We start from the raw sequence: 2,003 nt of genomic DNA, 5'->3' as shown, positions 1-2,003 counted from the left end.
TGATCCGTGCTTCCAACTACCGAATGTCGGTTCAAGCAGAGGAAGTACAAAGTATTGAGGGGTTGGAGGTAACACCTTTGCTAAACAGATGCACCTCCAAACCTCTTTAACAATAAACTTAGCATTAGGAAACGCTGTAACTGCATAATTTACCTCATCCTTTCCCCGTAAACTATCAAAAACCTAGTTTTTCGGGTGTACCGCTATAGAAACTCATTTAATCAGTGAAAAACCCCCTCAACACTAAGGCTAAGGAGGTTATATTTTCTGTGTTTTAATTGTCAAATCTTAGAGTTAAAATCAATAGGAATTAGGGCGTTATAACTTCACAATTGAGGATGATTTATCAACCCTAACTCCCAACTCCTAACTCCTAATTCTCTATGAGAAAAACGTTGATTTTATTATTCTTCTTCTCCGGTTCCATTTTCGTCATTTTCATAATCTTCAGACTCATCAACCTGTCCGACTGAGTTAGAAGAAACGACTGCACCGCCATCTAATTTTTCGCGAACTAATTTCTCAATATTCGCGGTAAATTCGGGGTTTTCTTCCATGTAAATAATGGTTTTTTCTCGACCTTGACCAATATTATCGCTGTTGTAGCTATACCACGAACCCTTACGTTTAATAATTCCTGTTTCTTCGGCTAAATCAACTAAACAGCCCAATGTTGAAATCCCTTTTCCGAAGATAATATCAAATTCAGCGATGCGGAAAGGAGGAGCTACTTTATTTTTAGCAACCTTAACTTTAGCCCGAATTCCATATTCATCGGAGCCTTTTTTCAGGGTTTGAATACGGCGAATATCGAGTCGAACTGAACAGTAAAACTTCAGCGCATTTCCGCCTGTTGTGGTTTCGGGGTTTCCGTAAGTAATTCCAATTTTTTGACGCAGTTGGTTGAGGAAAATAACCGTACAACCGGACTTACCAATATTACCAGTAATTTTCCGCAGGGCTTGGCTCATTAAACGCGCTTGTAACCCCATGTGAGCGTCTCCCATATCCCCTTCAATTTCTGCGCGGGGAACCAAAGCCGCTACAGAGTCAATTACCACAATATCAACTGCAACTGAACGCACCAGTTGATCGACGACTTCTAACGCCATTTCTCCGGTATCGGGTTGAGACACCAGCAGGTTCTCGATATCAACCCCTAAAACGGATGCGTAACTGGGATCGAGGGCGTGTTCTGCATCGACAAAGGCGGCGACTCCCCCGGCTCTCTGGACTTCGGCGATCGCGTGTAAGGCTAAAGTGGTTTTACCCGAACTTTCTGGGCCATAAATTTCAATTACCCGTCCTTTGGGGATTCCCCCACCCAGGGCTAAATCTAGGGTTAATGCTCCACTGGGAATGGTTTCGACTTTCATGCGGGGAGCATCGCCTAAACGGACGATTGATCCTTTTCCAAAGTTCCGCTCAATTTGGTTGAGAACTTGAGCTAATGCTTTTTGCTTTTCGGCGTTATCGCCAACTTTTGTAGCCATTCGTTTTGATCCCATTGTTACGATTTAGTAGGATTTTTTTATGCGGAGCCGGGTCAAACAGATATAATATGCTCGTATCTTACCAGCTTGACTGGCTTCTCACTCACCGCTCATTGGATTAATTTACAAGATGTGATAAAGCGTCTGTTTCCACAGCGCCGAGCTTTCGACTCGTTTTTAACTCACGTTTGCTCATTGTAACGAAGTTTGATGCTTTCATCAATATCAAAATTGGGCTAAATCGAGTTCAAATCCGGGTAACAAACTTTCTCCCGATAAACGACTGGGGAGTTGAACAATCTCAACAGGCTGACTGGGGCGATAAATCTCGACTTGTTGTTGTTGCGGGTTAACGAGCCACCCTAATTTTAGACCGCTATCAAGATATTCGGTCATTTTTTGTTGAAGGGTTTCGAGGGAATCGGTTCGCGATCGCAGTTCGATGATAAAATCTGGGCAAATGGGGGGGAATTTTTCTTGTTGTTCGGCGTTTAAGCTTTCCCACCGTTC

Annotated in this window: 2 protein-coding genes; both read right to left on the bottom strand. The window is 43.1% G+C overall.

The features are described 5' to 3' along the window. Positions 1-404 precede the first annotated feature (404 nt). Positions 405-1,493 carry a recombinase RecA gene (gene recA, locus M595_RS27265; protein WP_023069120.1) on the bottom strand — a complete coding sequence of 363 codons (1,089 nt, stop codon included), beginning with the start codon at positions 1,491-1,493 and terminating at the stop codon, positions 405-407. 225 nt (positions 1,494-1,718) lie between these two features. After that, positions 1,719-2,003: Uma2 family endonuclease (locus tag M595_RS27260; RefSeq protein WP_023069336.1), on the bottom strand; the 285-nt coding region annotated here is incomplete at its 5' end.

It is taken from the genome of Lyngbya aestuarii BL J, from assembly GCF_000478195.2.
Taxonomy (GTDB): domain Bacteria; phylum Cyanobacteriota; class Cyanobacteriia; order Cyanobacteriales; family Microcoleaceae; genus Capilliphycus; species Capilliphycus aestuarii.
Note: the sequence above shows the minus strand (reverse complement) of the source record. Positions and strands in the feature narration are given on the sequence as shown.

Coding starts and splice junctions, on each gene's coding strand:
- recA (WP_023069120.1), bottom strand. CDS start 1,493: ATGGCTACAAAAGTTGGCGATAACGCCGAAAAGCAAAAAGCATTAGCT.